Source organism: Streptomyces sp. A18, assembly GCF_059026065.1.
Genome location: NZ_JBWLKL010000004.1, coordinates 370,623 through 397,596, shown reverse-complemented (window position 1 = coordinate 397,596; position 26,974 = coordinate 370,623). Strand labels below are relative to the sequence as shown.

Annotated in this window: 31 protein-coding genes; 24 read left to right on the top strand and 7 right to left on the bottom strand. The window is 70.3% G+C overall.

Translation table 11 applies throughout. The features are described 5' to 3' along the window. Positions 1-152: 152 nt before the first annotated feature. The 17 genes from AC5P1C_RS09845 to AC5P1C_RS09765 all read left to right on the top strand — a co-directional run bounded on the left by AC5P1C_RS09845 (position 153) and on the right by AC5P1C_RS09765 (position 15,683). Complete coding sequence (locus AC5P1C_RS09845; RefSeq protein WP_493865380.1) at positions 153-2,384, top strand: phage minor capsid protein; 2,232 nt, start codon at positions 153-155, stop codon at positions 2,382-2,384. A 7-nt stretch (positions 2,385-2,391) separates the two neighbouring features. Further along, positions 2,392-2,562 (top strand): Rmf/CrpP fold protein, encoded by a 171-nt coding sequence (locus tag AC5P1C_RS09840; protein WP_493865305.1) that lies wholly within the window; start codon positions 2,392-2,394, stop codon positions 2,560-2,562. A 92-nt stretch (positions 2,563-2,654) separates the two neighbouring features. Further along, positions 2,655-3,263 (top strand): hypothetical protein, encoded by a 609-nt coding sequence (locus tag AC5P1C_RS09835; protein WP_493865304.1) that lies wholly within the window; start codon positions 2,655-2,657, stop codon positions 3,261-3,263. 15 nt (positions 3,264-3,278) lie between these two features. Further along, positions 3,279-4,286 carry a major capsid protein gene (locus tag AC5P1C_RS09830; RefSeq protein ID WP_493865303.1) on the top strand — a complete coding sequence of 336 codons (1,008 nt, stop codon included), beginning with the start codon at positions 3,279-3,281 and terminating at the stop codon, positions 4,284-4,286. Positions 4,287-4,289: 3 nt separating this feature from the next. Next, entirely contained in the window at positions 4,290-4,478 is a 189-nt protein-coding gene (locus AC5P1C_RS09825; protein WP_469028427.1) for a hypothetical protein, read from the top strand. A 4-nt stretch (positions 4,479-4,482) separates the two neighbouring features. Continuing rightward, on the top strand, positions 4,483-4,872 hold the full coding sequence (locus AC5P1C_RS09820) for a head-tail connector protein (RefSeq protein WP_493865302.1): 390 nt from the start codon (positions 4,483-4,485) through the stop codon (positions 4,870-4,872). After that, the gene (locus AC5P1C_RS09815; RefSeq protein WP_493865301.1) at positions 4,869-5,186 is read left to right on the top strand and encodes a hypothetical protein; all 318 of its coding nucleotides are present in this window, start codon (positions 4,869-4,871) and stop codon (positions 5,184-5,186) included. Before AC5P1C_RS09820 ends, AC5P1C_RS09815 begins: the two co-directional genes overlap by 4 nt. Beyond that, complete coding sequence (locus tag AC5P1C_RS09810) at positions 5,183-5,533, top strand: hypothetical protein (RefSeq protein WP_493865300.1); 351 nt, start codon at positions 5,183-5,185, stop codon at positions 5,531-5,533. Before AC5P1C_RS09815 ends, AC5P1C_RS09810 begins: the two co-directional genes overlap by 4 nt. Next, positions 5,530-5,961: a minor capsid protein gene (locus tag AC5P1C_RS09805; RefSeq protein WP_493865299.1), complete on the top strand. Its 432-nt coding sequence runs from the start codon at positions 5,530-5,532 to the stop codon at positions 5,959-5,961. Before AC5P1C_RS09810 ends, AC5P1C_RS09805 begins: the two co-directional genes overlap by 4 nt. A 12-nt stretch (positions 5,962-5,973) precedes the next feature. Beyond that, on the top strand, positions 5,974-6,501 hold the full coding sequence (locus tag AC5P1C_RS09800; protein WP_493865298.1) for a phage tail tube protein: 528 nt from the start codon (positions 5,974-5,976) through the stop codon (positions 6,499-6,501). Further along, a complete protein-coding gene (locus tag AC5P1C_RS09795) occupies positions 6,501-6,971 on the top strand; it encodes a DUF7426 family protein (RefSeq protein WP_469028440.1) in 471 nt (156 codons plus the stop codon). Before AC5P1C_RS09800 ends, AC5P1C_RS09795 begins: the two co-directional genes overlap by 1 nt. A gap of 249 nt (positions 6,972-7,220) precedes the next feature. Further along, positions 7,221-9,281 (top strand): phage tail protein, encoded by a 2,061-nt coding sequence (locus tag AC5P1C_RS09790; RefSeq protein ID WP_493865297.1) that lies wholly within the window; start codon positions 7,221-7,223, stop codon positions 9,279-9,281. 21 nt (positions 9,282-9,302) lie between these two features. Next, positions 9,303-11,906 carry a hypothetical protein gene (locus AC5P1C_RS09785; RefSeq protein ID WP_493865296.1) on the top strand — a complete coding sequence of 868 codons (2,604 nt, stop codon included), beginning with the start codon at positions 9,303-9,305 and terminating at the stop codon, positions 11,904-11,906. A 519-nt stretch (positions 11,907-12,425) separates the two neighbouring features. After that, positions 12,426-14,048 carry a right-handed parallel beta-helix repeat-containing protein gene (locus tag AC5P1C_RS09780; RefSeq protein WP_493865295.1) on the top strand — a complete coding sequence of 541 codons (1,623 nt, stop codon included), beginning with the start codon at positions 12,426-12,428 and terminating at the stop codon, positions 14,046-14,048. Positions 14,049-14,112: 64 nt separating this feature from the next. Next, positions 14,113-15,033: an N-acetylmuramoyl-L-alanine amidase gene (locus AC5P1C_RS09775; protein ID WP_493865294.1), complete on the top strand. Its 921-nt coding sequence runs from the start codon at positions 14,113-14,115 to the stop codon at positions 15,031-15,033. A gap of 72 nt (positions 15,034-15,105) precedes the next feature. Further along, the gene (locus AC5P1C_RS09770; protein WP_493865293.1) at positions 15,106-15,345 is read left to right on the top strand and encodes a hypothetical protein; all 240 of its coding nucleotides are present in this window, start codon (positions 15,106-15,108) and stop codon (positions 15,343-15,345) included. Beyond that, positions 15,342-15,683: a hypothetical protein gene (locus AC5P1C_RS09765; RefSeq protein WP_493865292.1), complete on the top strand. Its 342-nt coding sequence runs from the start codon at positions 15,342-15,344 to the stop codon at positions 15,681-15,683. Before AC5P1C_RS09770 ends, AC5P1C_RS09765 begins: the two co-directional genes overlap by 4 nt. 62 nt (positions 15,684-15,745) lie before the next feature. On the opposite strand, the gene AC5P1C_RS09760 is transcribed toward AC5P1C_RS09765, so the two are convergent. Both AC5P1C_RS09760 and AC5P1C_RS09755 read right to left on the bottom strand, forming a co-directional pair. Further along, positions 15,746-15,958, bottom strand: a complete 213-nt coding sequence (locus AC5P1C_RS09760; RefSeq protein ID WP_493865291.1) for a DUF397 domain-containing protein — start codon at positions 15,956-15,958, stop codon at positions 15,746-15,748. After that, complete coding sequence (locus tag AC5P1C_RS09755) at positions 15,955-16,818, bottom strand: helix-turn-helix domain-containing protein (RefSeq protein WP_493865290.1); 864 nt, start codon at positions 16,816-16,818, stop codon at positions 15,955-15,957. The genes AC5P1C_RS09760 and AC5P1C_RS09755 overlap by 4 nt, the downstream gene beginning before the upstream one ends. A gap of 412 nt (positions 16,819-17,230) precedes the next feature. On the opposite strand from AC5P1C_RS09755, the gene AC5P1C_RS09750 reads away from it, so the two are divergent. The 4 genes from AC5P1C_RS09750 to AC5P1C_RS09735 all read left to right on the top strand — a co-directional run bounded on the left by AC5P1C_RS09750 (position 17,231) and on the right by AC5P1C_RS09735 (position 20,058). Continuing rightward, entirely contained in the window at positions 17,231-17,470 is a 240-nt protein-coding gene (locus AC5P1C_RS09750; RefSeq protein ID WP_493865289.1) for a DUF7848 domain-containing protein, read from the top strand. Next, on the top strand, positions 17,467-17,970 hold the full coding sequence (locus tag AC5P1C_RS09745) for a hypothetical protein (protein WP_493865288.1): 504 nt from the start codon (positions 17,467-17,469) through the stop codon (positions 17,968-17,970). Before AC5P1C_RS09750 ends, AC5P1C_RS09745 begins: the two co-directional genes overlap by 4 nt. A gap of 70 nt (positions 17,971-18,040) precedes the next feature. Beyond that, positions 18,041-18,928 carry a radical SAM/SPASM domain-containing protein gene (locus tag AC5P1C_RS09740; RefSeq protein ID WP_493865287.1) on the top strand — a complete coding sequence of 296 codons (888 nt, stop codon included), beginning with the start codon at positions 18,041-18,043 and terminating at the stop codon, positions 18,926-18,928. Next, positions 18,925-20,058, top strand: a complete 1,134-nt coding sequence (locus tag AC5P1C_RS09735) for a methyltransferase domain-containing protein (RefSeq protein ID WP_493865286.1) — start codon at positions 18,925-18,927, stop codon at positions 20,056-20,058. The genes AC5P1C_RS09740 and AC5P1C_RS09735 overlap by 4 nt, the downstream gene beginning before the upstream one ends. Before the next feature lie 59 nt (positions 20,059-20,117). Here AC5P1C_RS09735 and AC5P1C_RS09730 read toward each other — a convergent pair whose 3' ends face one another. Beyond that, positions 20,118-20,660 carry an acyl-CoA thioesterase gene (locus tag AC5P1C_RS09730; protein WP_493865285.1) on the bottom strand — a complete coding sequence of 181 codons (543 nt, stop codon included), beginning with the start codon at positions 20,658-20,660 and terminating at the stop codon, positions 20,118-20,120. A gap of 136 nt (positions 20,661-20,796) precedes the next feature. After that, positions 20,797-21,057, bottom strand: a complete 261-nt coding sequence (locus AC5P1C_RS09725; protein WP_493865284.1) for an acyl-CoA thioesterase — start codon at positions 21,055-21,057, stop codon at positions 20,797-20,799. 129 nt (positions 21,058-21,186) lie between these two features. On the opposite strand from AC5P1C_RS09725, the gene AC5P1C_RS09720 reads away from it, so the two are divergent. Next, the gene (locus tag AC5P1C_RS09720; protein WP_493865283.1) at positions 21,187-22,506 is read left to right on the top strand and encodes an LCP family protein; all 1,320 of its coding nucleotides are present in this window, start codon (positions 21,187-21,189) and stop codon (positions 22,504-22,506) included. A gap of 163 nt (positions 22,507-22,669) precedes the next feature. Continuing rightward, positions 22,670-23,824, top strand: coding sequence for a dipeptidase (locus tag AC5P1C_RS09715; protein ID WP_493865282.1), 1,155 nt, complete (start codon positions 22,670-22,672; stop codon positions 23,822-23,824). Here the strand turns inward: AC5P1C_RS09715 and AC5P1C_RS09710 are convergent. Further along, entirely contained in the window at positions 23,813-24,232 is a 420-nt protein-coding gene (locus tag AC5P1C_RS09710) for a VOC family protein (protein ID WP_493865281.1), read from the bottom strand. The two genes, AC5P1C_RS09715 and AC5P1C_RS09710, sit on opposite strands and share 12 nt — an antisense overlap. 24 nt (positions 24,233-24,256) lie before the next feature. Continuing rightward, the gene (locus AC5P1C_RS09705) at positions 24,257-24,625 is read right to left on the bottom strand and encodes a VOC family protein (protein ID WP_493865280.1); all 369 of its coding nucleotides are present in this window, start codon (positions 24,623-24,625) and stop codon (positions 24,257-24,259) included. Positions 24,626-24,720: 95 nt separating this feature from the next. Here AC5P1C_RS09705 and AC5P1C_RS09700 point away from each other — a divergent pair, with 95 nt between their 5' ends. Then, a complete protein-coding gene (locus tag AC5P1C_RS09700) occupies positions 24,721-25,251 on the top strand; it encodes a CGNR zinc finger domain-containing protein (protein WP_493865279.1) in 531 nt (176 codons plus the stop codon). A gap of 264 nt (positions 25,252-25,515) precedes the next feature. Here AC5P1C_RS09700 and AC5P1C_RS09695 read toward each other — a convergent pair whose 3' ends face one another. Then, positions 25,516-26,859, bottom strand: coding sequence for a UDP-glucose dehydrogenase family protein (locus tag AC5P1C_RS09695; RefSeq protein WP_493865278.1), 1,344 nt, complete (start codon positions 26,857-26,859; stop codon positions 25,516-25,518). Between the last annotated feature and the right edge of the window lie 115 nt (positions 26,860-26,974).

The following is a 26,974-nucleotide window of genomic DNA, read 5'->3' as shown; positions in this document are numbered from 1 at the left end:
CGAGGTTCGGTTCAGCGCATGGTCGCAACGATCGAATACCGCCGATATACCGGCCTCGCCTGGCACCCGAATGAAGACACCACTCTTGGCATGGCTGGATCAGACACAGGGGCTGACACGACGGGGGGTGAGCCGTGCCAATTCACCCCGGCATGGTCGAGGACCTCGCCAGCACCACACGCGACACCTACGCCAGCGCCGAGGAGCGGCTGTTGGGCATCATCGCCCGTCAGCTCGCCGCGGGCCTCGACGCACCCGGATGGGTCGAGGCCAAGCTCGCCGCCGTGCAGCAGCTCAGGCGAGCCGCACAGGCCGTCGTCGACGAGCTGGGCCGCGCAACGCAGCTCGAAGTGTTCGACGCGGTCGCCGAGGCGTACAACGAGGGGCACCGCGCCGCGGTCGCCGAGTTGGGCGCCCTGTCCGACGACGCCCGTCGCCTGGTCGATGACCGCTTGCCCCAGGCCCAGGCCGTCGACCGCCTTGCACAGGAAGCGGTCGACGTCGTCACCGCGACGCACCGCGGCATTCTGCGGGCCGTCGTCGACGTCTTCCGGTCCGTCGTGGCATCCGTGGCCGCAACGCCCCTGCTCGGCACCGGCACCCGCCGCCAAGCCGTGCAAGACGCCCTGCGGCAGTTCGCCGATCGCGGGATACGGGCGTTCGTCGACAAGGCGGGGCGCCGCTGGTCGCTCCCCTCCTACGCCGAGATGGCCGTACGCACGGCGACCGCGCGGGCAGCGACCGAGGCGCACATGCGCACGCTCGCCGAGCACGGCGTCGACCTGGTCATCGTCTCCAACACCCCGCGCGAGTGCCCCCTGTGCCGCCCGTGGGAGCGCCGAATACTGACGATCGCAGGCCCCGCGGGGCCTCGCACGGTCGAGGTCGAGCACGCCGTCGAGGACGGCCGCATGATCTCCGTCCGCGTCGCCGGATCGCTCGACGAAGCCCGAGCCGCCGGGTTTCAGCACCCCAACTGCCGCCACAGCGTCAGCACATACACCCCCGGACTGACAACGGTGGAGGACGCCGAGAGCGACCCCGCCGGATACGAGGTCGGACAGCGGCAGCGCGCCATCGAGCGGAACATCCGTAAATGGAAGCGCCGCGAGGCCGTCGCCACTACCCCGCAGGAGAAGCGCGCCACGGCCGCCAAGGTGCGGGCGTGGCAGGGCGCCATGCGCCAGCACCTCGCCGCCCACCCCGACCTACGCCGACTCAGGCACCGCGAGCAGGAAGGCGCGGGCAACCTCCCCGCCACGCCCCGCCCGCCCGCGCCCGATCAGGTCGAGCGCGCCCGCGTGTGGTCCGGCGACGAGCGCACCGTGCGGGAGATGAGCGACGAGCAGCTCGCCGCCGCCTTGCGTACGCCGCTCGACGACCGCGCCCGTCGCCGCATCGAGGCCGAGGCCGACCGCCGCGACCTCGACGCCCTGCTCGACCGCGCCGCCCCCGGCGGACGTCTGGCCGAGGATCTGCTCGGCCTGTCCGACGATGACCTCGCCCGCGTGCTTGCCCACGTCGACGAGGCCGACCAGGTGCGCATCATGGCCGAGGCCGACCGACGCGACCGCGCCGGACACCTGTCCGACGTGCGGCCCGACCTGGTCGGCCTGTCCGACGCGCAGCTCGCCGCCCGCTACCGCGACACCAGCGGGCCCGAATCCGCGGCCATCGCCGCGGAGGCCGCCCGCCGCGACCTGCTCGCCCGGTTGTTCCCCGGCGGACGCCTGCGCGCCGATCTGTCGGACGCGTCCGACGACGACCTCGCGTGGGCGATGCAGTACGCCGACACGGGCGAACTACTGCGCATCGCCGCCGAGTTGGACGGCCGCGACTCCGTCGACCTCCCGCCGCCCGCCGACACCGGCGACGCCGTCGAGGACCTGCTCGCCGACCGCGATGCCCTCGCCGAAGCCATGGGCGACGCCGTCCCCGGACCGGCCGCCTGGGGCGCCCTCGCCGCCGACCAGGCCCTCGACGACCACGCCGACGACGACGCGTTCTGGGCCGACCTACGCGACGCCGCCGCCGTACTGCACCGCGGCGACGACGAGGACCAGGACGAGCGGCACACGGTCACGCGCCGCGAGGCCCGCGCCCTGTACGACGAGTACGTCTACCGGCAGTACCTGAAGGCCGAAGAAGACTGCCGCGGCTACCTGCTCAACAAGAAGGCCCAGGCCGCCGGACACAGCCCGATCGGTCTGTTCAGCGGGCCCGCGCGCATCGCCTATGCGCGCGCGTCCGACGAGCTGAAAGAGTGGTGGCAGGCACACGGCAGGCTCACGCAAGCCGAGTTCATCGAGCAGGCGACCGGCAAGGCCCAACGATGGGCCGACGGCGCCCGTAAGAACGAGTCGGACCACCAGAACAAGAGGTGACGTGACCATGGGCACGCGCGAAGAGATCGTGAAGGCAGTCACCACCGGCCGCGAGGCTGGCGACCGTGGCGACCCACCGACCACCTGCCCTTACCCGAGCACATCGACGCTCCGCACCGCGTGGATACGCGGCTACGCCGAGCGCCGCCCCCTCGCCGCCCAGGGCGACACCACCTGACAACCGAACACCGCAGCACCACCCCAAGGGGGCCCGCCAGAAGCGGGCCCCCTTTCGCATGTCCGCTTCCGCCCTGTCTCAGGAGAGCAACCGTGCCCGACCCCAACCCGAACCCGAACCCGTCGGCCGACCCCTCGACGGACCCGGCCACCCCTCCGACACCCCCGCAGCCGACTCCGCCCGCGCCCCCGATCACCCCACCGGCCCCGCCGCAGGGCGAGCCGCAGGCACCGGCCGAGGGCGACGTGTCCGCGCTCCCCGAGTGGGCGCAGGAACTCATCAAGAAGGCGCAGGAGCAGACCCCGGCCGAGCCGCCGCAGCCGACCCCGCCGGCGCCCGAGCAGGGCGCCGAGGGCGACCTGTCCCGACTGCCGAAGTGGGCACAGCAGCAGCTCACCCAGGCGCAGGAGCAGGCCCGGACTGCCGCCGTGCAGGCCGCCGTACTGCGGGTCGCGCCCACTGCTGGCGCCAACGCCGCCGCCCTGCTCGATTCCCAGTCCGCCATGAGCGCACTCGCTGCGGTCGACACCAACGACCAGACCGCCGTAACCGACGCGATCAAGGCCGCCGTACAGGCACAGCCGCACCTCACCGCAGCCGTCGGCCCCGCCCGAGGGGGCGCCGACTTTGGCAACGCCACCCCGCCCGAGCGCAAGCCCGGCTCCCTGCACGACGCCATCGCCGCCCGTCTGGGCGCCTGAACCTAGGAGCACCCCATGCCCGTCACTCTCGCTGAGGCGAAGAACAACGCCCAGGACGACATCGACGTTGCCGTGATCGACGAGTTCCGCAAGGAATCCGCGATCCTCGACTCGCTCACATTCGCCGACGTCGTCAACCCCGCCGATGGGGGCGACACCCTGACCTACGGATACCGGCGACTGATCACTCAGCCGACCGCGTCATTCCGTCCGATCAACACCGAGTACACCGCGTCGGAAGTCCAGACGCAGCGCTACACCGTTGACCTGAAGGTGATGGGTGGAGCGTTCCGCGTCGACCGCGTCGTTGCCCGGGTCGGCCCGGCCGCGTCCGGCGCCGTCACGCTGAACATGACCCAGAAGATCAAGGCGACCCGCACCCAGTTCCAAGACACCGTGATCAACGGCGATGTGTCAGTCGACGCCGAGTCGTTCGACGGCCTCGACAAGGCACTGACCGGAACGGCCACCGAGTTCCGCGCCGGGGTGGTCACTGACTGGTCCGACTTCGACACGAACGCGCGCGCCGAACACAAGGCACTCGACGCCATCGACGAGTGGCTTTCGCTGCTCGATGGCTCGCCCACCATCATCCTCGGCAACAAGCGGGCCCTTGCCCGAGTTCGCGCCGCCGCGCGCCGCGCGGGCATGTACACACAGAACCCGCTCGACGGCCTGCTCGGCCCGAACGGCCGCCCGATCGTCCGCGAGCAGTACGGCGACATCGTGTTCGCCGACCCGGGCGACAAGGCCGGATCGAACAACCCGATCATCCCGGTTGAGACCCGCACCGTCGGCGCGCAGACCAACGTGACCGGCCTTACCGACCTGTACGCCTACCGCGTCGGCCTCGACGGATTCTTCGGCGTGGCCTGCATGGGCGGAACCGTCGTCCGTCAGTGGCTCCCGAGCTTCGACACCCCGGGCGCCGTCAAGTTCGGCGAGGTCGAACTCGGCCCCGTCGGCGTCGCGCTCAAGAGCACCAAGGCCGCGTCCGTCTTCCGAAACGTCAAGGTGGGCTGACCCATGGCAGTGATCCGCACCCCAGTTGAGGGATTCAGCGGGCCCGGCGTAGCTGGCCTGCACTTCGTCGACGGCCAGGCCGAGACCGACGACCCGGCCGCCATCGCCTACGCCCGTCGCCGTGGCTACGACGTCGAGGACACCGCGTCCAAGCGCAAGCCCGCGGCGAAGCCCGAGGCCACGAAGGAGTAACCCCGTGTCCCGTGTCTACGCCACCCCCGAGCAGCTCACGGCGTGGACCGGGAAACCGGCTCCGCCCGATGCCGAGCGGCTGCTCGCCCGAGCGTCCGAGGACATCGACGACGCGCTCGTACGGGCCGTCTACCTCACCGACGACGCGGGCATGCCCACCGATCCGACCATCGTCGCCGCGCTCCGGGACGCCGTCTGTGCTCAGGTCGAGTACCAACTCGCCACGGGCGATGACGGCACCGGAGCGGCGGGCCGTTGGGACTCCGTGAGCATCGGGCCCGTCTCCATGTCCGGCCGCAAGGACGGACCGGCCGCCCCCGGCGACGTCGACCTCGCCCCACGCGCGCACCGCGCGCTCACGCGGGCGGGACTGCTACCGGGGGTGATCTGGTGACCCGCGTCCCCGGATGGCTGCTGCGCCACGAGGTGAGCGTCGAGCCCTACCTCGGCACCTCCGCCTACGGGCCCCGCTACGGGCCCGCAGTCACCGCGCCCGCCCTGGTGGCCGAGACCGTCAAGCGCGTGCGCGACCGCACCGGCGCCGAGACCGTATCGACCGCGCAGATCATCGCCGCCCCCGAACTCAACTGCCCGACCGGCTCACGGATCACGCTGCCCGACGGCCGCACCACGACCGCGCTCACCGTCGCCCACCACACCGCGCCCGGCCTGCCCGTGCCCGCCAGTACGGAGGTGATGTGCGAATGACGCAGCGAACCCGGCTGCGATGGAACGGCGACGCGATCCTCGCGGCGACCCGCCAGGGCGCCGCCCGCGGGCTGCGGCTCGGCGCCGAGCACGTCCTCGAAGTCTCCCGCCGCCGCGTGCCCATTGAAGAGGCCACCCTCGAACGCTCCGGGACCGCGACCGTCGACGAGAGCGCGCTTACCGCCGCAGTGGCCTACGACACTCCTTACGCCATCAGGCAACACGAAGAGATGGACTACCAGCACGACGCGGGCCGCACCGCGAAGTACCTCGAACGCCCCCTGATCGAAGAGGCCGACGCGGTCGGCGAGATCATCGCCGCACAGGTGCGGCGGTCGCTGCGGTGAGCTTCCTGCCCGACGTCGTCGAGGGCCTGGCCCGCCTGCTCGACGAGCACAACGTCGGCACCTACCGACCCGACGGCATCTATGCCGAGGGCGAGACCGCCATCACCGACACCGTCATGCCCGAGGGGCCCGACCGCGTCATCTGCCTGACCCCGTATCCGGTGGAGGAGTCCGCGGCCCTGACCGACACCGTGCTCGCCGTGCAGGTGCGCACCCGCGCGGGCCCCGACCCGCGCGAGGTGGCCGCCCTCGACGACGCCGTATTCAACGTGCTGCACGCCAGTGGTCGGCACACGTTCGGCAGTGCCCGTATCTCGCTGATCTACCGCTTTTCCTCCGCTCCGCTCGGCGCCGACGCCAACGGCCGCCAGGAGCGCACCAGTAACTACCGCCTGCGCGGCCACCGCCCGCACCCCCGCCTCGAATAGGAGGACCCCGCCATGAGTACGCCCACCCCGCCGGCGGAGACCGAGACCGCGCTCGCGCGCCGCTACCGCCTCGAACTCAACACCGGCACCGACACCACGCCCGTATGGACCCTGGTGCCCGGCATCCAGGAGTTCGCCCCCAAGGTCGAGCCCACTCAGCAGAAGTCGACGACCTACGACGACGAGGGGTGGGCGGACAGCACCGTGACCGAACTCGCCTGGTCGATCGAGGCCAAGATCGCTCACCGCTGCCACCCCGAGACCGGCGCGTTCAACGCCGCACAGGAAAAGATCCGGCTTGCGTCCGAAACGTTCGGCGTCGCCTCCCGCGTGCACGTGCGCTACTACGACCGCGAGGGCCGCGACGAGGCGTACGAGGGCCGCGCCCTGGTCACCTGGGAACCCGAGGGCGGCGCGTCCGACGACCTCGACACGGTCAAGGTCACGCTGACCGGCAAGGGCCCCCGCAAGAAGATCACCAACCCGGCTGCACCCGCCGCGGGCGGCACGTTCGCACTCGTCAAGGAGGTGGCCGCGTAATGGCGTTCGAGGCCCTCGACGAGCTGCTCGAAGAAACGTTGGTGCTCCCCATCAAGGGGCGCCGCTACACGATCCTGGCGCCCTCGGCCGATACCGGCCTGCGCGTGCAGACCATCGTGCAGGCCGCCGCCGTCGCCGCGAGCGGCGGGCAGGTGGACGAGGAAGCCCTCGGCGATGCCGCCGAGGGCGACCTGTACCGCGACCTGCTCGGCCCCGCCTACGACGAGATGCTCGCCGACGGCGTGTCCTGGCCAGCGCTCAAGCACGCCGCGCGTACCGCGATTGCGTGGGTGGTGCAGGACAAGGCCAGCGCCGAACGCGTCTGGTCCAGTGGTGGCGACCCTTCTCGGTTGGCCCCGAACCGGCAGCAGCGCCGATCGGGCGGGGCGAATACGACCCAGTCTCAGGGCTCCACGAGTGGTACGAGTGGCCGCCCGGCACCGGCCCGCGCACGGCGCAAGCGTCGCTGACCTGGCCCCAACTCCTCGACCAGTGGCCGCTGATCGAGGCTGACCTACACGAGATTTACGGCGTCGACGTCGGCGACCGGACCCTCATGCGCGCCCGCTCCTGGCGATGGCTGCGCGTGAGGATCTTCGGCCTGCTCTCGGCCGAGAGCAGGCTCTCGCGCCACTTCGCACCGCCTGAACAACCCCCGCGGTAGTCCGCTGCTGTAGCGGCCCGCGCCCACCACCAAGCACGACGGGAGGTGGGCGCGCGTGGCGCTGACCGTCGGCGAACTCACCGGCTATATCGATCTTGATGATTCCGGTGCACAGCGCGGCCTCGCGCGTACGCGGGCCGGACTCGACGAACTCACCCGCGGCACCGATGGCCGCTTGCGGGACCTGCGCGGCCGGTTCGTCGCGGACTCCGCCGCGATGGGCGGCGCGCTCGGCGACAACATCCGGTCCGGCGCGGTCCGCGCGGCCAAGGGCCTGGCCCTGGTCGGCGGCGCGGTCCCGCTGGTGGCCGCCGGAACGGCCGCGCTCGGCGGCCTGGCCGCGGGCGCCCTCGCCGCAGGTCTGGCCGTCAAGGCGTTCTCTGCTGCGGTCGGTCCGCAGATGGAGGCCGTACAGGGGGTCGCCGACCTCGCCGCCGAGGCGGAGAAGGCCGCCGCCGAGGGCGCCGAGGACGCGGCCGAGAAGCAGAAGGCATACACGGACGCGCTCGCCGAACTCCCGCCCGCGACGCGGGATGCGGCAACCGCGTTCATCGGCCTGAAGTCGGACTACAAAGCATGGTCGGACGCGCTGTCGACCACGACCATGCCCGTGGTCACCAAGGGCATCACGGTCCTGCGTGACCTGCTCCCCAGCCTGACCCCGTTCGTCGAGGCCGCCGCGACAGCCTTCTCAGGGTTCTTCGACGACGTCTCAGCGGGCGTCAAGTCCGCGGAGTTCAAGGAGTGGGTAAGCGAGACAGCCGCGGTCGCCGGACCCGCGCTCCGCGACATCCTCACCGTGATCAAGAACTTCGCGGTGGGGTTCGCGGGCATGCTGCAAGCGTTCCTGCCCGCCTCCGCGGGGGTGACCGGCGGCCTGGTCTCCATGTCCGCCGCATTCGCCGACTGGGGAACCTCGCTCGACGACTCCGCAGGCTTCGCGGCTTTCCTCGACCTGGCCGAGCAGGGCGGCACCACCCTGGCCAGCCTCGGCGGCGCGGCCGTCGAGCTACTCGTCGCCCTCTCACCGCTGCTCGGCGTCACGGTCCAACTCGCCCTGTACCTCGCGCAGATGATAAGCGCGGTTCCGACCCCGGTACTGACGGCGCTTGCCGTGGTCATCGGTTCCGTGACCGTGGCCACGAAGGCGTGGGCGCTGGCTCAAACGGTCGTGGCCGCCCGTAACGCGATCTGGACGAGTAGCCAATGGGCGCTCAACGCGAGCATGTTCGCCAGCCCGGTGTTTTGGATCATCGCCGCGATTGTCGCCCTGGTCGCCATCGTCGTGTTGATCGCAACCAAGACCGACTGGCTGCAACAGGCGTGGTCGGCAGCGTGGGGCTTCATCCAGACGGCGACCGATGCGGCCGTGTCCGGTATCGGAACGGCCCTGAACTGGTTCGGCAGCCTGCCCGGCAAGCTGGGCGGCTGGTTCGGCAGTGCGAAGGATGCCGCGGTTGCCAAGGTCGTTGAACTGACCGTCTGGCTCTCTGGTCTGCCGGGCCGCGCGGTCTCCGCCCTGTCCGGTCTGCCGGCCAGTCTGCGCGGCAGTGCCTCGCGCGGCTTTCAGGCGTTCCGCACGGCCGCCGGACAGAAAGCCTCGGACTTCATCGCGTGGGTTCGCGGCATGCCCCGCCGCATCGCAAGCGGCATCGGCTCTCTCGCATCCCTGCTCACCGGCAAGGGCCGCGATGTCGTGCGCGGCTTGTGGAGCGGCATCAAGGCCATGGGCGGGTGGATCAAAGACAAGTTGATCGGCTGGGCCAAGGCCGCGATTCCGGGGCCGATCGCTGACGCGCTCGGCATCAACAGCCCCTCCCGTGTCATGGCGCAGGAGATCGGTCAGTGGATTCCCGCGGGCGTCGTCGACGGCATCGAGTCGGGACAGGGCGCGGTCGATCGGACCATGCGCAATCTCGTCTCCACCCCCACCCCTGGACAGGCCACGGCCGCCGCGATGGCCGCCCACACCGGCACTGCCGGGGGCACTGGCGGGACCGACGGCGGGCGCCTGGTCCTCGACGTCACCGGCGCCGACGCCGAGTGGAAGCGCGTGATCCGCCGCATGGTCCGCGTCGACGGGCGCGGCTCCGTACAGACCGCATTCGGCGCCTGAGACCCCAAGGAGGTGCCACCCGTGGCGTTCCCTGATGACCCCCTCGGCGTGCGCGTCGAGCTGCAACTCGGCGGGGCGTGGCTGGACATCACCGGCGACGTCTACACCGAGAACCCCATCACCATCACGCGCGGGCGCCCCGACGAGGGCGCCCGCACCGACGCGGCTAGCTGCTCGTTCGTCCTGGACAACACCACCGGCCGCTACAGCCCGCGTAACCCGCGCTCCGACCTGTTCGGGCGCCTGGGGCGCAACACCCCGGTACGTGTGTCCGTCGCCCCGCTGGGCCCCGCTGGGCCGCGCCTGGTGCGGTTCGTGGGTGAGGTCCCCGGATGGCCCGTGAAGTGGGGCACCCCGTACGACGTGAGTGTGTCGGTGACGGCCGCGGGCATCCTGCGCCGTCTGGGCCAGGGTGCAGCGCCGCTGCAATCAGCGATGCGCCGCGAGTTCTCCAACCCCGCCCGCACATCCATCGTGGCGTACTGGCCGCTTGAGGACGGTTCGGGCGCGACTGAGTTCGCGTCGGCGCTGCCCGGCACGGCCCCCATGCGCATCACGATGACCGGGATCAAACCGGCCGCCTACAGCGGTCATCTGGCATCCGATGCGCTGCCCACGCTCGGCGAGGGTGCGGCCACCGGCACCGTGCCCCTCTACCCGACGACCGGGGAAAGCGCCCTGCGGTTCTTCGCCGCTTTCCCGGACACCGCGCCCGAGGCCGAGACCGTGCTCTGTTCATTCGCCACCACCGGACTCATCACGCGGTGGACAATCACCCTGCGCCCCGACGGACGGCTGTCCATGTACGGCCGCAACGCATTGGGCCTGCTGTTCACCAGCGTGATCACTGGCGGGAACTCCCTGCTCGGCAGAAGGGTCAACATCGGCCTTGACCTCATAGAAGCCGGTCCGGTGACCGACTGGCGGCTCTACTACGTCGACCTCGACACCTACACCTACGAGGGCGGCACGGTCCCGGCGTGGAGCGGCGACACCATCCACAACGCCGTCCGCCGGATCACCCACATCGGGGTGGGCGGCGGCAAAGCGGGCGAGGTCGCCATCGGACACGTGGTCCTCGCCAACACCACCGCCGCCTACAGCGCTACCGGCCGCGCCCTGATCGGATGGGCGGGCGAGAGCCTGTCCACCCGACTGCAACGCATCGCGGCCGAGGAAGAGATCCCGTTCGTCTACACCGGGCGCCCCAACGCGGCCGGTACCCGGTTGGGTGCGCAGCCCGTCGCCGCCCTGCTCGACCTCTTCCAGGAAGCCGCCGACGCCGACGGCGGCACGCTCCACGAGCAGCGCGACGCGCTGTCTCTGGCCTACCGCACCCGCGCCACCCTCTACACACAGGCGCCCGCGCTCACCCTCGACTACGCGGCCCGCGAGGTCATCGCCCCTCTCGAACCGGTCGATGACGACCAGGCCGTACGCAACGACGTCACGGTGCAGCGGACGGGCGGGTCCTCGGCGCGGGCCGTGTGTGAATCAGGCCCGCTGTCGGTCCTGCCCCCGCCGGACGGCATCGGCCGCTACACCGACAGCCGCACCCTGAACCTGTTCTCCGACGATCAGTGTTCGCCCTACGCGTGGTGGGGGCTGCACCGCGGCACGTGGGACGAAGCGCGCTACCCGTCCGTGTCGGTCGCTTTGCATGAGGCGCCGCACCTGGCCGAGATGGTCGCCGCGGTCGATGTCGGCGCCCGCGCCCGCATCCTGAATCCGCCGCCGTGGCTCCCGCCCGGCACGATCGAGCTGCTTGTCGAGGGCTACACCGAGACCCTCGGCGTGCGCACGTGGGAGGTCACGTTCACCTGCTCGCCCGGCGGGCCCTGGCTGGTCGCCACCCTCGACGACACCGAATACGCCACCGTCGGAACCGATGGCACCGAACTTGCCGCCGCGCTCGACGAGGCGGCGACCACGTTCGAGGCCACCGTCCCCGCGGGCCCCACGTGGCCCGTGGCCGCGCTGCCGCTGAACACCAACCCGGACATGGCCGACGGGCTCGACCAGTGGACGGGATACGGCGGCACCCTCACCCGCATGCCCACCCCCGACCGGGGCGCGGGCATAGGGGCCTGGTCGGTGCAGTTCACTCCCGACGGCGTCGAGGAGTACCCCAACGTCGGCTCTGATCTCCTGCCCGTCACCGCCGCCCTCGCCTACACGGTGAGCGGTTGGCTTCACTCCGCCTCGGCCCGCGTGATTGATCTCGACATCAACTGGTTCGACGCGGCCGGCGAGTACCTCGACACCGCGGCGAGCAGCCAGGCCGTCACCGCGGGCGCATGGACCTGGTTCGAGGAGGCGTTCACCGCACCGGCGGGCGCAGCCTTCGCCAACATCGCGGCCACCGTGCCCGACTTCCCGCCCACGACCGACGTCCTGACCGCAACGCGGCTCACCCTGCGGCCCAGCCTCGACGGCGAGATGCCCGGCGCCTTCCCCACCGACCTACAGATCGGCGGCGAGCGGCTCGAAGTGCTGGCCATCGCGCCGAGCGCGACCGCCGGACGCCAGACATTCAGCGTCACCCGCGGCACCGACGGCCTCGCCCTCACCCATCCCGCAGGCGCCGCCGTGCAGCTCGCCCGCCCTGCCCTCGCCGCCCTCTAGGGAGGGCCCGGCGGGTCGCGTTGCTTCGTCTACCTGGGCCCATCGAATCCGCACGCTCGGACAACATCCGAGGTTGCCAAATTGAAATCGTTCTCAGCGTTCTCCAACACCTCTTGGTCTGGGTGAGGCATCAACTTCACGGCGTTGAGCTCACGCTCGGCCCGCGCGAGCTCCGCCTTAGCCTTCGAGCAGGAAGGGCCCGTCGTGCTCACCGCGTAGGCAGCCGGGGCTGTTGACGTCAAGACGGTGGCAACGATCGCCATGCCCAGGAACGCGTGTACTGGACGCAAAGGAACCTCCACGAAGCGCGGACGCGGCACTCATACGCCGCAGTGGGAGCCGCTCACCAGACAGATTCCCACGCCTGCTACCCCCCAATTGGCTCGGAAGCTCGATCGAGTGAATGGCGTGCGCTTGATATCGGCCACCCGGCTTACGGCCTGCCCGCCCCACGCCCACCCGAACGGCACAGCCACGACTCGGTCACACGCCCCATCGAACCCTGCCTAAGGAGGTTTCTTGTCCACGCCCGTAGCTCAGTGGCTCCCCGGCATGCAGATGACCGCAGGACGCCTTCAGTACATGCTCGAAAGGCTCTCGGAGTCCCTCACGGTGACCGCATACGGGGCCGTCGGCACCGGATTTGTAGACGACGCCCCCGCCATCCAAGCGGCTTTGACCGCCGCCAAGTTGCGCGGGGGCTGGGTCATCGTTCCGCCCGGTACGTATCTGCTCTCCTCGCTGCCGCTGCGGATCTATCGCAACACGCGGTTGACTCTGCTTCCGGGCGCAAGGTTCGTGCGTGGCGCGGCCGAGACCATGCTCATCAACGGCGACGCCACGCAGAACCTCGCCGGATACACCGGCCACGGCGGGATCACGGTTGAGGGGGGCGTCTGGGACTGCCAGGGGACCGCGCCGGGCCTAACCGCGTCGGCCATGTGCATCAGCATCGGGCACGCTCGTGACGTCACAATCCGAGATCTTGAGATCCGGGACGTGTCCGGCTATCACGCCATCGAGCTGAACTCGACGAAACGCGCACTGGTCGATAACTGCCGCTTTTTGGGCTACTACGACCCCGGAGCACGGGATTTCAGCGAAGCCGTACAGCTCGACCTCGCCAAGTCCACGGGAGTGTTCGGCGGATTTGGTCCCTACGACCACACTGCGTGCGAAGACGTCTTGATCACCGGCTGCTACTTCGGAGCATCGGGCACGGCCCTTACCACCGCGTGGCCGCGAGGAATCGGCAGCCACTCGGCGACGATCACCAAGTACCACCGCAGGGTCCGGGTCTCGGACTGCACGTTCGAGGGCGTCACCCAGTACGGCGTCAGCGCCTACAACTGGGAAGACACGACGGTCACCGGCTGCACCTTCGCGAGCTGCGGCTCGGGGGTGCGCTTCCGCGCGGTGATCCTCACCGACCCCGAGGACACCAAGCGGCCCGACGGCACGCAGACCGGCGCGAGCCAGAGCATGCGCAACCTGACCGTGACCGGCTGCACCTTCCGCGGCGGGGGTGGCTACGACGAGCCGATCGTCGCGCTCGGCGAGACGTCCGGCCAGATCCTCAACCTGACGATCGGCGACAACGCCATCGACGGCTCAACGAGCGGGCAGAACGGCATCCGGCTTCAGCAGGTACAGCGGTTCGCCATCTCCGGAAACGCGCTCGCCAGTGTGGACGGCACCGCCGTGTCTATGGAGAACGCCGACAACGGGACCGTGACCGGCAACCAGATTTACACCCCCGGCGCGCACGGCATTACCGCTGTCACATGCACGCACACGTCGTTGACCGGCAATCAGGTCCTCTACCCCGGCGGGAACGGCGTCCTGGTCCAGGACGGTTCCAACATCCACATCCGCGACAGCTACATCAAGAGCCCCGGACGCTCCGCCAATGCGACGTACTACGGCATCCGCCTGAGCAGTACCGCATCGTCCATCTCCCTGTCCGGGAACAAGGTCCGCCCCAACGGCAGCGGCAACGAGGCACTGAACGGCTTCTCCGCGACGAACACGTGCAGCAACGTTGCCCGCTACGGCAACGACTGGCGCGGCTCGGAGTTCACCGGCGGCGCCCTCGACGACAAGTCGCCGGCCCCGCAGACCCTCGCGACCGACCTCGCCTGATCGCACCCCACCCCGTACGCCCCGCGCATCGCGCCGGGGCTTTTTTCATGTCTGGAGACTGCTTATGGCCCCGCCCCTGTCCGCTACCGCCTTCCGCGACGCCATCGAGGGCGAGGGCGTCGACGTCGTGGGCGTCGGCGACTGGATGCGCCACAACCGCAACCACAAAGGCCCCTGGGGGCCCATGCGCGGCATCATGATTCACCACACCGTCACGACCGGCACCGCGCACTCGGTCGCCCTGTGCCGCGCCGGACACGCCGCACTGCCCGGCCCGCTGTGTCACGGCGTCATCGACAAGAGCGGGCGCGTGCACCTGGTCGGTTACGGCCGCGCCAACCATGCCGGGCTCGGCGACGACGACGTACTCGCCGCCGTCACCGCTGAACGCGCGCCCCCGGCCGACAACGAGGCGAACACCGACGGCAACCGCTACTTCTACGGTTTCGAGTGCGTCAATCTCGGCGATGGCGACGACCCGTGGCCCGAGGTACAGGTCGAGGCCATCGCCCGCGCCGCCGCCGGTATCTGCCGCAAGCACGGGTGGGGCGCCGAATCCGTGATCGGTCACCTCGAATGGCAGCCGGGCAAGGTCGACCCCCGCGGACCGGTCGGCAAGAAGGGCGGGCCCGCGCTCACCATGGCCAAGATCCGCGCCCGTGTCGACGAGCTGCTCGACGACACCACGCCGAGCAAGCCCCCGACGCCGGGCAAGCCCAAGCCGTACACCCCGCCGCCGTTCCCCAAGGGCCTCGCACCGGGGCGTAAGAGCCCGTCCGCCAAGCCGCTTCAGCGCGCGCTGAAGGCCGCCGGATTCCTCGCCAAGAGCGTGCCCGAGGCCGACGCGTACGGCCCGCAGACCCAAACGGCCGTGGCCAAGTTCCATGACGCCCACCCCAAGTACCGCGCCGCGGGCAAGAGCCACGACCCCGCGATAGGCCCGAAGGGCTGGGCCGCCCTGCACCGGCTCGCCTACGCCAGGTAGGCCCCTCACCCCTCACCCGCCCCCTGGTCAGCGCACCGTGGGGCGGGCCCGTACACGAACAGGAGCACCCCCATGACCCCTGAGAACAAGCGCACCGTCCGCACCGTCATGCAAGCCGTCGTGGCGTTCGCCGTCGCCCTCCCCGGCATAGTCGAGGCGTCCGGCGTGCCCGACTCCCTGCCGTGGGTGGCCGGCGGCCTCGCCGTCGCGGGCGGCCTCGCCCGCGTGATGGCCCTGCCAAGCGTCGAGGCCATCCTCGACCGGGTCGGCCTCGGCTTGGTCGACGACGCCAAGGAGCCCACCGCGCCGTGACGACCTCGCCCTCGCCGTCCGACCCGGCCGCGGTCGCGCTGGAACTGGAGAGAATCAGGCGGACGATCGAGGTGGGTTTCACCCGCACCGACGGCGCCCTCGCGCTACTGGTGCAGCGCCACGACCAGACCGACGAAGCGATCAAGGAGCACACGCGCCGGATCGACGACCACGACACCCGACTCGACACCGTCGAGCGGGGCGAGACCGAACGCCAGAAGCGCGACACGGCCCGCCTCGACGCCCTCGAACGGGCACGGTGGCCCCTTCCGTCCGTCGCGGCCCTGGTCGCCCTTACCGGCCTCACCCTGTCTCTGTGGCAGCTCGCCGCCCGATAGACGCACCACGCCCCCCGCCCAGCCGTTCGCGGCTGTGCGGGGGGCGTTCTTCGTGTTTGTGGTCAGATGCGGTCGGCCTTGACGCCCTCGACGAACGCCCGAAGGGCGCCACGGTCGAGCAGAAGAGCCGCGCCGGTGGGACGCTTGCTGTCCCTGAGGGCAACGACCTGGTCGTCGACGATTCCCGCCTCGACGCAATCGGACTGGGTACCGGACGCAGACGACTTCCACCACGTCACGGCAAGAGACGAAGCGTCGGCGATGTGGTGGCTCATGTGTGTTCTTCCTTCATCTCTGCGATGCGTTTTACAGACGCCTCAACTGGTAGAGCAGCGGCGCGCAATCGTTCGAACGCGTCTCGGTAGTCGCCCACCTGCGTGGTGTCCTCGACGTAGAGAGCCGATGTGAGGCTCTCCACGTGGACGACATCGAGATCGACGTGATCCTCGAACCCGAGGATCGAGTAAGACCCCATCTGCCCGACATGGGGCGGGGCGTCGGTCGGCAGGATCTGAATGTTGATGTTGGGGCGCCGACTCAGCGCGAGCAGGCGGGCGAGTTGGTCCCGCATGACGCCGTGCCCGACACACTGCGTACGTAGTGCGCCCTCTCCGATGATGGCCCACAGGGTGAGTGGGGCCTCGCGAGAGGTCAGGACGGCCTGACGGGCGAGCCTGACCTCGACAAGCGCATCGATCTTCTCCTCGACCGCCGCCGACATACCGATACTCGTCATGAACTCGCGGGCGTAGTCACCCGTTTGGAGAAGCCCCGGAATCACGCCTATCTGCCACGTGCGCACCGACGTTGCGTCAGCCTCAAGAGAGATCAGATCCTCGTATACCGGTGACAGGACGGCGCGGTACGACTGCCACCAGCCGCGGCGAGCGCCCTCGCGCGTGAGGGCGAGCAGGGCAGAGCGAAGTTCCGCATCGTCGATGCCGTACAGATCGAGCAGCAACTCGACATCGGCCTGTCGGGCTGCGACGCGTGCAGCTTCAATCCTGCTGACCTTCGCCGTATTGAGACGCCCGGCGCTCTTCTCGGCGACGTCTTCCAACGTCCAACCGAGTTCGTCACGACGGGTTTTCAACTTCGCGCCCAGTCGCCTCCTGCGCACTGTCGGAGCACTCAACGGCCCTACCCCCTTCCCCTTACTGGCCAGTCTGCCGCCTGCGTGATCGTGAGGCTACCGCCCCCGTGCACGCTATGCCGGATCGTCAACGACGCCGTGCAATTTTGCATTTTTTGAGTGACTGGGTTGCAGACAGGGGGAGTTCGGGAGCACTCTGGATGTGACGTAATGCACTCGCTTCGCGACTGAGTGCATGGGACAGGTGCCGTCATGCACAGGGCGCCGCACTGATTGAAGGTCTCCCGATGGACCACCACCCGCGCCACGAAAAGCCGGTGCCAGACGATCAGGAAGACACCGAGCAAACGACCACCCCTGGTTGGGTGCCACCGCCGCAACTAGAGGCAGCAGTCGACGAGTTGGAGCGCAAGATCAACGCGCACTTAGCGTTCCTCCGGGGAGAGGACCTCGGATGAAGAGCATCATCTACGCATTTCGCGAGCATCACCTCGCGCCAAACCTCGAACCGGACGCCGAGCCCGTCACCCACTGCATGGAGTGCGCGCACTGCGAAGAGGCCAGCCCCACCGTCGAGAACGTCGCCGAGCCCCTCGACTGGGTGTTCGAGCACCTGAAGAAGCACCCCACACACCTCACTTACCGCGAGCACCTCACGCGCCCCTGCCGCGCCGAGCCCAAGGCGTACCTGTGACGGCCCTCATGTGCCCGCCCTGGCAGGTGCACGTGCCACCGGCCCACGACGGGTTGTGGTGCGAGTGCACACTCGCCGAACCGGCAGTGAACGGCGCCCGCGAGTGGCTGCTCACCGGGTACGCCGCACCCTCGCCACGCCTCGCCCTCCGCTGGCTCACTTCCCAGGCATCGCGCTTAGCCGACCTGATCGACCCGCCCCTCGACACACAGTGGATGCCGCCGCGTGCCCTGCGAGTCGCCGCATCCGACCCGGCCCTCGACCCGGCAACCGCCCTGCGGGCATGGCCCACTGACGTCGCCGAGCACGACCAGGCGCTCACCGCGATGCGCGACGGCGGCCTCTACGCCTTCACCGTCACAGACGACCAAACGAGCTACGCACTCACAGCGCGGCCCATCCTCACCCACGCGCGCGGCTACCTACCGCCGCCCAAGGCTCCCGCCCCCTACCGCGGTCGACCGGTCGAGGCTCCCCCGCAACGGCCCTTCCTGCGGTAGGGGCGCGGGCCCAACGGCGACCCGCGCTCACCCCGAGCCGGGCCGTGCACCCCAACCGAGAGGACGCACGATGAACGCCCTCGAAACCATCCGCTCTGTCGAGCTGGAGATCACCGGCACCTGTGATCTCCAGTGCTCGCACTGCTGCACCATGTCTGGCCCCAAGGTGAGTTCCGGGCTCATGACGCGCGCCAACTGGGGCGAAGTCATCGGCGACGTCGCGGGCCTGGCCATTCCAACCGTGCAGATGATCGGAGGCGAACCCAGTCGCTCGCCCCACCTGCCCCACTACATCGAACTCGCCACGGACCTCGGGCTGTCCGTCGAGGTTTACAGCAACCTCACCCACATTCGCCCCGCCCTATGGCGCGCATTCGACCACCCCCGCGTCACCCTGGCCACGTCCTACTACTCCGACCAGGCCGAGCAGCACGAACGGATCACCCAGGGCAAGGGCAGCCACGGCCGCACCCGCGCGAACATCCTCGAAGCCCTCGACCGCGGTATCCCACTGCGCGTCGGAATCGTCGAGGTCAACCCCGGTCAACGCGTCACAGAAGCCGAGGCCGAACTACGCGCCCTCGGCGTACGACGGGTCAACACCGACCGCGCCCGCAAGGTCGGCCGTGCCGCCGCCCCCGGCACCATCCCCACCGTCGATGAACTCTGCGGCCACTGCTTCCGCCACCGCGTATCCATCGACCCCGACGGCAACGTGTCCGGCTGCATCCTGTCCCGCTTCCTAGAAGCCGGGAACGTCCGCGAACAGCCCCTGCCCGAGATCCTGCACAACGCCCTATGGTCAGAAATCACAGCGACCATCCCCACGCCCCGCAGCGCATGCACCCCCGACGACTCCGACGACTGCGACCCCGCGAACTCCGACGCCTGCCTCCCCGACTTCCCCGACGACGTCGCCCCCGCCGCCGCCCCTCTCTCCCTGGAGGCCACCGCGTGAACTGGAGACCACACGCGCAAGCCCTCGCCGAGGACGTCGCCCACCGCTCATCCCGATGGCGCGACCCCGTGGCCGGCACTCCACGCCATCTGTTCGTACCCCGCTGGTGGGAGCGCGGCGACGACCGATGGACCCTGCAAGCGCCGCACGACGAAGGCACGTGGTACGCCGCCACGTACCGCGACACCTCACTCGTGACCCGCGTCGGCCCGCACCACGCCGACCGCGCCAAGGCCGACGACCACCCCACCGGCCGCCCCACGTCCTCCGCCACCCTGCCGAGCCTCGTCGTCAACATGCTGCGACACGCATACCTCGAAGACGGCGACCACCTGCTCTACGTCGGAACCGGCACCGGTTACGGCACGGCCCTCGCCTCCCGCCGTCTGCACTCCGAGCAGGTAACGAGCTTGGACGTCGACCCCTACCTCGTCGAGACCGCACGCGAACGACTCGACACCATCGGCCTCGGCCCCCGTGTCGAGACCGTCGACGCCACCGGGTCACTCCCCGTCGCGCCACAGAGCACCGACCGCATCGTGTCGATGGTCTCGGTCCGCTCCATCCCGAGAAGCTGGCTCACCGCGCTTTGCCGCGGTGGCCGACTCGTCACCACCATCGCAGGTACCTCCCTACTCGTCGCCGCAGACAAGGACGACGAAGGCGGCGCCACCGGCCGCGTGCTCTGGGACCGCGCCGGATTCATGTCCGTACGCCACGGCGACGACTACCCGCCCGACCTCTCCCCACTGCTCGCCGTCGCCCGCGACCAGGACGGCGAGGACACAACGACAGGCCCCTATCCCGTCGTACAGGTCACCGAGGCATGGGACCTCGATTCGATGCTGAGCGTCACGGCACCCGGCATCGTGCACGAGTACCGCGAGCACGACGGGCACCGCACCGCCGTCATGGCCCACCCCGACGGTTCATGGGCCCGCGCAACCGCCGAGGGCACCGACCGCCCCACCGTTCACCAGGGAGGCCCCCGCCGCCTCTGGGACATCCTCGATGCCATCCGTCACGACTGGCTCGCCACTGGGGAACTTCCCGTGCGCGGCGCCCGCGTCTTCATCAGCCCCAATGGCCACACCGTCCTCGCCCGCGGAAAATGGCACGCGAAGCTCTGACCCTCCGCGCACACAAAGAGCCCCCGGAACTGTCTTCCGGGGGCTCTCGCCGTACCCGCTCAGTCGTCGCTGGGCTGCTGCGCCCGCAGTTCCTTGATGGCTCGGCGACGGGCCAGCCGATGCGTACGGCGAATCTGCGCTTCCTTGAACCGCCGCTCGTTCCGTTCCGAGTCCGGAGCCACCGGCGGCACGCTGCGCGGCTTGCCGTCCGCGTCGACGGCGGCGAAGACGAGATATGCCGAACCGACCTGCTGCGCGGGCGTCGACTCGTTCCAGCGCTCGGCCATCACACGTACGCCGATCTCCATGGACGTGCGCCCGGTCCAGTTGCACTGTGCGTGCACGTGGACGAGATCACCGACGCGAACCGGCTCCAAGAACACCATCTCGTCCATGGACGCGGTGACCGCGGGCCCGCCCGAGTGCCGTCCCGCGACCGCCCCCGCCGCATCGTCCACCAGCTTCATGACCACGCCACCGTGAACCGTCCCAAGGAGGTTGGTGTCACCCGCGGTCATGATCGTGCTCAATGTGGTGCGCGAGGCCGCGGTCGGCTTGCCGGAGGGGTCGTCTCCAGCGTCTATGGGGGCGTGATCAGTCATGGAACCAGCGTAAACGCCCCGGTACGCCACCTCTCGCGCGAGACGACGAGGCCCCGGTGCACTGAACGTGACGCCGGGGCCTCCCCGGTTACCTGCGACCTATCCGCGCTGGTCAGCGTGTTTATGTCTTAGGGGATCAACCGTGGACGAGGTCGCCGACCCGCACCGGCTCCAGGAAGGCCATCTCGTCCATGGACGCGGTGACCGCGGGCCCGCCCGAGTGCCGTCCGGCGACAGCCCCCGCGGCGTCGTCCACCAGTTTCATGATCACGCCGCCGTGCACCGTCCCGAGGAGGTTGGTGTCGCTGTTGGTCATGATGTGGCTGAGAGTCGTGCGGGACGCCGAAGTCGGCTTGCCCGGAATCTCCGATTCCGCGCCAGGGGCCAGGTCTGTCATGGGCTCTACCCTAAGTCGGACGAATGTCCTGGCCTGCCTCGGCCGCTTTGCATCAGCTCTGCAACAGCCCTGAACCGAATTCCCGTCTGCCCTGTGAGGCACGTAGGCAGAGACGGCACACTGGGCCACATGAGCGATTGGCCTGACGAGCAGCGCGGCGGCCGGGGATACGGCCGCGGCAGCGGGAACACCCAGCCCGAGGGTGCCCGCGTGATGCGGCATGTCCAGCGCGGCGGCCCGTCCGGCCGACCGGGCCAGCAGCAGGGGAGTGTGCCGCAGCAGCCCACGTACGACGACGGGTACGGCCAGCCGTACGGCGACGCGCGCGACGACATGTTCGAGCCCCGCAGCCCCCGCCAGGACGGCTACGACAGCGGCTACAACACCGGCCAGGTCTACGGCTCACCGGGCGGCGGCCAGGGCAACGGCGGCGGCGACGGGTACGGCACCCGCGCCCCGCGCCCCGCGCCGAACTGGCGGCGCCGCATCAAGATCGGCTCGATCACCCTCGTCGTGGCGCTGCTCGCGATCTCCATCGGCACGTACTTCTGGGCCGACTCCAAGCTCAAGCGCGAGGTCGACCTCTCCAAGGTCATCGAGCGCCCCGAGGGCGGCGCGGGCACGAACTACCTGATCGTGGGCTCCGACAGCCGGGAGGGCATGTCCGACCAGGACAAGAAGGACCTCCACACGGGCTCCGCCGACGGCAAGCGCACGGACTCGATGATGATCCTGCACGTCGCGGACGACGGCGGGAACACGATGATCTCGCTGCCGCGCGACTCGAACGTGACGATCCCCTCCTTCAAGGGCGCCGAGTCCGGGAAGCTCTACCCGAACCAGGGCCGCCAGACGAAACTCAACGCGGCGTACGCGGAGGACGGCCCCGAACTGCTCGTCCGCACCGTCGAGTTCAACACCGGCCTGAAGATCGACCACTACGCCGAGATCGGCTTCGGCGGCTTCGCCGAGATCGTGGACGCGGTCGGCGGCGTCGAGATGGACATCCCCAAGGGCTTCAAGGACGAGAAGTCCGGCGCCGACTTCGAGGCGGGCAAGCAGACCCTGGACGGCAAGGAGGCCCTCGCCTTCGTCCGTACGCGGTACGCCCTGCCGGGCAGCGACCTGGACCGCACGAAGAACCAGCAGAAGTTCCTCGCGGCCCTGGCCAACCAGGCGGCGACGCCGGGCACCGTCATGAACCCGTTCAAGCTCTACCCCACGATGAGCGCGGGCCTGGACACGCTGATCGTCGACAAGGACATGGGCCTGCTCGACGTGGCGTCCATGTTCTGGGCGATGAAGGGCGTCACGGGCGGCGACGGCAAGTCCATGAACATGCCGCTCGCGGGCTCGACCGGCGGCAACCTCCTGTGGGACAAGGCCAAGGTCAAGCAGATGGTGAACCAGCTGAACAACGACGAGAAGGTCACCGTCTCCAGCGACTGAGACGGGTGAGCGTCACACGGGAGGGCCCCGCCGGTGGATCGGCGGGGCCCTCTCGCATGCCGCGATCACTGCCTCGTACCTCGAACGCTTCGCCCGCCGCGAACCCATGGCTCCCGCGTGTCACGGTTGACCCGACTGCCACCCTGAACTCCGGAGCACTGCCATGGCGGACCTGCAGGTCGAACTGAACGCCACCGCCGAAGCCGGGGAGCTTGACCGGACCTCCGCGCGGGCCCCTGAGCCACCACCGATATCCGACCCCGAACCGGTGGGCGTGCCCACACCCGAAGCAGCGCCCGAAGCCGAGCCGGCGCCCGTGGCGGACCCGCTCCGGCGTGCCCGCGCCCTGCTCGCCCAGGATCCCGTGGCCGACGGCTACAGCGGACTGCCCTGGGCGCTGCGCGGACTGCCCTGGTACGACCTGGAGCTGGGCGAAAGCGGCGTGGACGCCGATGTGCCGCGGCTGCGGCAGGGAGGCGTGGGGGCGCAGTTCTGGTCCGCGTATGTCCCGGACGGCAGCACAGCCGACCACGTCCTGGGCGCGACCCTCGAGCAGATCGACCTCGTCAAGCATGTCGTCGGCGGCCACTCCGAAGGCCTGCGGCTTGCCCGCACGGCGTCCGAGGTGGCCGACGCCCGCAACTGCGGCCGCATCGCCGTCCTGATCGGCCCGGCGCGCGCCGAGGCGCTCGGCGACTCGCTCGCCACCCTGCGCGCGCTGCACGCCCTCGGCCTGTGCTCGCTCACCCTCTCCGGTACGTCATGGGCCGGAGAGGACGGGCTGACCCCGTTCGGCGAGGAGGTGGTGCGCGAGCTGAACCGGATCGGGGTGCTTCCCGAGCTGTCCGGGGCCTCGGAGGCCACGGCGCGCCGGGTGCTCGCCGTCTCCAAGGCGCCGGCCCTGTTCACCCGCGCGGGGGCCAGTGCGCTGCGGGACGCCCCGGGGAACCTCCCGGACGACCTGCTGGCCGCGCTCGGTGCCGCCAAGGGCCTGTGCCTGGTGCCCCTGGCGGCCGAGCAGACGGGTTCCTCGATACGTGAGGTGGCGGACCATCTCGATCACGTACGCCGCGTCGCGGGCCCGGAGTGCGTGGGCCTCTCGGGGACGTACGACACCTCGGCCACGCACCCCGAAGGCCTGGCCGACACCTCGCGCTACCCGCACCTCGTCGCCGAGCTCATCGACCGCGACTGGCCTCAGGCCGACCTCGCGCGCCTGACGTGGGGCAACGTCCAACGGGCGCTGCGCGGGGCGGACTTCGCGGCACGCGCGGCGCGGGAGAGGCTGCGGCAGCGGGCGGAGGCCTCAACTCCCTGAGTCGGCGGGGATCCAGCAGAGGCAGAACGGATGCCCTGCCGGGTCGGCGTAGACGCGGAAGTCGCGCTCGCCGTTGTCGTCGTCGAGGTCGAGCGGCTTGGCGCCCAGGGCCAGTACGCGCTCCTGGGCGCGCTCGACGTCCTGGACGGCGGGTCCCACGTCGATGTCGAGGTGGACCTGCTGCGAGCCGGAATCCGCGTGCGGCCATGCGGGCGGGCGGTGGCCGGGCGCCTCCTGGAAGCAGATGCGGAGGCCGCCGGGGGCGTGGAGGGTGACCCAGTCCCCCTCGCCCTCGGTGCCGGCCTCGATCTCACCGCCGAGCAACTGGCCGTAGAACTCCGCGAGTCGGCGGGGGTCCGGGCAGTCGAGGACGATGTTGCGCAGGCTTCCTACGGGTGCGGGTGTCATGGGCGTTCCTTTCTCCAGCCGGGTTCAGCAGGCGCAGAGACAGAACGGGTGACCCGCCGGATCGGCGTACACCCGGAAGCTGCGCTCCCTGTCCTCCGCGTCGAGCGCGGTGGCGCCGAGCGCGAGCACCTCCTTCTCCACGGCGTCCAGCTGTGCCCGCTCCACTTCGAGGTCCAGGTGGAACTGCTGGGAGCGCGTGGCCTCGGGCCACTGCGGCGGTACGTGGCCGGGGGCGGCCTGGAACGCGAGCGGGGTGCCGCCGTGGCCTTCGAGCTGGACCCAGCCGTCGCCGTCGTCCTGGGGAGTGCCGCCGATGACGGCCGCGTAGAAGTTGCCGAGCGCGAGGGGGTCGGGGCAGTCGAGTACGACGACGCCGAGTTTGGCGAGGGGCATGACTATTTCTCCTCGTTCGCGGGCGAGTTACCGGAGCGATGGAGCTGCCGGTAACGGTTACTGCATACTCCCGCACTGGAGGTAACGTCGCAAGCATGAATGACAGAGCACCTGCTCCAGGAGGCCTCGCTCTGGTCCAGGCGCTGGTGAACACGCTGGACCTGGAGTCGGGCGCGGACGCGCTGGACTCGGCGGAGGGGCGCGCGCCGTTCGGCATCTCAGCGGCGCCGGGGGAGCTGGCGGCGGCGCGGGAGCTGCGGGAGTCGCTGCGGGTGGCGTGCCTCGCCCATGCGGGGCACGGGCCGCATGCGGTCGCGCCGTCGCTGTCCCAACTCCTCGCCGGGGCGCCGCTGTTGGTGAGGGTGGACGCCGAGGACGGCTCGGCGTCGCTCGCTCCGGCCGACCCCGGGCCGCTGGTGTCACGGGTGGCGGCAGCCATCGCGGAGGCGGTCGCCGCCGGCACATGGAAGCGCCTCAAGGCGTGCGAAGCCCCGGACTGCCACTGGGCGTACTACGACCGGAGCCCTGCCGGGCGGAGCCGGTGGTGTGACATGGGGGTGTGCGGGGCGCGGGCGAAGATGCGGGCGTACCGGGCGCGCAAGTCCCTGCCGGGGGGTCGGAGCTAGGGCCCCCACGTCCGCCTCGCGCCGAACCAGCTCTCCCGCCCACTCACACCCGATTGCCCCGCAGCGACCAGCGAATCGCTGCAGTCGGGAGCGCACCGGAGGGGACGTGCCGGTACGTCTGCCCGGAGCACGGTTCGCTGGACTCGTCCGCCGAAGTAGCTACGCGGCCACCGGACGATGGCGAGGACGGACATACCGGCGCGGCCCCGCCCCCAGGATGGACCGGCACCGCTCCCCGCCCCGCACCGCGCACCCGCACCCGCCCTACGCCGCAGGCCGCCCCATGGCCCGGTAAGTCCACCCGGCCCCCCGCCACACCGCCGGGTCCAGCGCGTTGCGGCCGTCCAGGATCAGCCGTTGCGATGCCACCTCGCCCAGCGCCTCCGGGTCGAGCTCCCGGAACTCGCGCCACTCCGTGAGGTGCAGGACCACGTCCGCGCCACGGACCGCGTCCACGGCCGTCTCCGCGTACGCGAGCGTCGGGAAGAGGCGACCCGCGTTCTCCATGCCCTTGGGGTCGTACACGGTCACCTGACCGCCCTGGAGGTGGATCTGCCCGGCGACGTTCAGCGCGGGCGAGTCCCTGACGTCGTCCGAGTCCGGCTTGAAGGTGGCGCCGAGCACCGCGACCCGCTTGCCCAGGAAGGACCCGCCGCCGAGCGCCTCGCGCGCCATCTCCACCATCTGGCCGCGCCGCCGCATGTTGATGGAGTCGATCTCCCGCAGGAAGGTCAGCGCCTGGTCGGCGCCCAACTCCCCGGCCCGCGCCATGAACGCCCGGATGTCCTTCGGCAGACAGCCGCCGCCGAAGCCGATCCCGGCCCGCAGGAACTTCTTCCCGATCCGGTCGTCGTACCCGAGCGCCTCCGCCAGCTTGACCACGTCACCGCCCGCGGCCTCGCACACCTCGGCCATCGCGTTGATGAACGAGATCTTCGTGGCGAGGAAGGAGTTGGCCGCCGTCTTCACCAGCTCGGCGGTCGGGAAGTCCGTCACGACGAACGGCGAGCCCTCGCCCACCGGCCCCGCGTACACCTCACGCAACAGCTTCTCGGCATGCCCGCTGCGGACGCCCACGACGATCCGGTCCGGATGCAGCGTGTCCTGCACGGCGAAGCCCTCCCGCAGGAACTCCGGGTTCCAGGCCAGCTCGGCCTCGGCACCCACCGGCGCGGCGGCGGCGAGCCCGCGCGCGAGCCGCTCCGCGGAGCCGACCGGCACGGTCGACTTGCCGACGACGAGCGCGGGCTTCGTCAGATGCGGGGCGAGCTGCGCGAAGGCGCTGTCCACGTAGCTCATGTCGCAGGCGTACTCGCCGTGCTTCTGCGGGGTGTTCACGCAGACGAAGTGGACGTCGCCGAAGGCGGCGACCTCCGCGAAGTCCATGGTGAAGCGCAGCCGCCCGCTGGAGCCCTCGATCCCGGCGACGTGCTTGCGCAGCAGCTCCTCCAGGCCGGGCTCGTACATCGGGACCTCGCCCCGCTGCAGCATCTCGATCTTCTCGGGCACGACGTCGAGGCCGAGCACCTCGAAACCGAGCTCGGCCATGGCCGCTGCGTGCGTAGCGCCGAGATAGCCGGTGCCGATCACGGTGATCTTGAGGGCCATGCGGTGCTCCAGGGGTCTACGGCGTCAGTGCGGTGCCCGAGCATAGTCGGGCCCCTGACAGGGCACGTTTCCGCCATCGCCGCTCATCGGCTGCCCGCTGTCGGCAAGCTCACGT

What these genes read in the sequence shown, in the direction of transcription:
- AC5P1C_RS09715 (WP_493865282.1), top strand. Translation starts at nt 22,670, where the DNA reads ATGGCGGACCTGCAGGTCGAACTGAACGCCACCGCCGAAGCCGGGGAG.
- AC5P1C_RS09720 (WP_493865283.1), top strand. Translation starts at nt 21,187, where the DNA reads ATGAGCGATTGGCCTGACGAGCAGCGCGGCGGCCGGGGATACGGCCGC.
- AC5P1C_RS09770 (WP_493865293.1), top strand. Translation starts at nt 15,106, where the DNA reads ATGACCCCTGAGAACAAGCGCACCGTCCGCACCGTCATGCAAGCCGTC.
- AC5P1C_RS09750 (WP_493865289.1), top strand. Translation starts at nt 17,231, where the DNA reads ATGAAGAGCATCATCTACGCATTTCGCGAGCATCACCTCGCGCCAAAC.
- AC5P1C_RS09775 (WP_493865294.1), top strand. Translation starts at nt 14,113, where the DNA reads ATGGCCCCGCCCCTGTCCGCTACCGCCTTCCGCGACGCCATCGAGGGC.
- AC5P1C_RS09840 (WP_493865305.1), top strand. Translation starts at nt 2,392, where the DNA reads ATGGGCACGCGCGAAGAGATCGTGAAGGCAGTCACCACCGGCCGCGAG.
- AC5P1C_RS09740 (WP_493865287.1), top strand. Translation starts at nt 18,041, where the DNA reads ATGAACGCCCTCGAAACCATCCGCTCTGTCGAGCTGGAGATCACCGGC.
- AC5P1C_RS09710 (WP_493865281.1), bottom strand. Translation starts at nt 24,232, where the DNA reads ATGACACCCGCACCCGTAGGAAGCCTGCGCAACATCGTCCTCGACTGC.
- AC5P1C_RS09705 (WP_493865280.1), bottom strand. Translation starts at nt 24,625, where the DNA reads ATGCCCCTCGCCAAACTCGGCGTCGTCGTACTCGACTGCCCCGACCCC.
- AC5P1C_RS09795 (WP_469028440.1), top strand. Translation starts at nt 6,501, where the DNA reads ATGGCGTTCGAGGCCCTCGACGAGCTGCTCGAAGAAACGTTGGTGCTC.
- AC5P1C_RS09725 (WP_493865284.1), bottom strand. Translation starts at nt 21,057, where the DNA reads ATGACAGACCTGGCCCCTGGCGCGGAATCGGAGATTCCGGGCAAGCCG.
- AC5P1C_RS09845 (WP_493865380.1), top strand. Translation starts at nt 153, where the DNA reads ATGGTCGAGGACCTCGCCAGCACCACACGCGACACCTACGCCAGCGCC.
- AC5P1C_RS09700 (WP_493865279.1), top strand. Translation starts at nt 24,721, where the DNA reads ATGAATGACAGAGCACCTGCTCCAGGAGGCCTCGCTCTGGTCCAGGCG.
- AC5P1C_RS09695 (WP_493865278.1), bottom strand. Translation starts at nt 26,859, where the DNA reads ATGGCCCTCAAGATCACCGTGATCGGCACCGGCTATCTCGGCGCTACG.
- AC5P1C_RS09760 (WP_493865291.1), bottom strand. Translation starts at nt 15,958, where the DNA reads ATGAGCCACCACATCGCCGACGCTTCGTCTCTTGCCGTGACGTGGTGG.
- AC5P1C_RS09830 (WP_493865303.1), top strand. Translation starts at nt 3,279, where the DNA reads ATGCCCGTCACTCTCGCTGAGGCGAAGAACAACGCCCAGGACGACATC.
- AC5P1C_RS09800 (WP_493865298.1), top strand. Translation starts at nt 5,974, where the DNA reads ATGAGTACGCCCACCCCGCCGGCGGAGACCGAGACCGCGCTCGCGCGC.
- AC5P1C_RS09810 (WP_493865300.1), top strand. Translation starts at nt 5,183, where the DNA reads ATGACGCAGCGAACCCGGCTGCGATGGAACGGCGACGCGATCCTCGCG.
- AC5P1C_RS09730 (WP_493865285.1), bottom strand. Translation starts at nt 20,660, where the DNA reads ATGACTGATCACGCCCCCATAGACGCTGGAGACGACCCCTCCGGCAAG.
- AC5P1C_RS09825 (WP_469028427.1), top strand. Translation starts at nt 4,290, where the DNA reads ATGGCAGTGATCCGCACCCCAGTTGAGGGATTCAGCGGGCCCGGCGTA.